The sequence below is a fragment of the Mycobacterium sp. WUMAC-067 genome (assembly GCF_020217485.1).
Taxonomy (GTDB): Bacteria; Actinomycetota; Actinomycetes; order Mycobacteriales; family Mycobacteriaceae; genus Mycobacterium.
Genome location: NZ_JAEKMI010000233.1, coordinates 1 through 220, shown reverse-complemented (window position 1 = coordinate 220; position 220 = coordinate 1). Strand labels below are relative to the sequence as shown.

General features: G+C 72.7%; 1 protein-coding gene. It reads right to left on the bottom strand.

Annotated features, from left to right (window positions below; translation table 11 throughout):
- Positions 1 to 220, bottom strand: a 220-nt coding sequence (locus tag JF781_RS28370) for a DUF222 domain-containing protein (RefSeq protein ID WP_225341402.1), incomplete at both ends; no start/stop codon positions are given.

Sequence of the window (220 nt, the reverse complement as noted above, 5' to 3'; positions counted from 1 at the left end):
AGCAGCCGAGCGGGTGTCGCCGTCGATGGCGGCTTGGGAGGGCGCGCCATCGACGCAGGGGGTGTCGTCGTCGGGGTTGCACATGCCCGGGGCGCCGAGTTTGGCTTCCACGGCTTCGACGGTGGCGCGTAGTTCGGGGGTGATCAGGCCCCGCAACTCGGACATGCCGTCGGGTCGTTGGCGGCCCAGGGTCACCCCGCGGCTACGGGCGCGGTCCTCG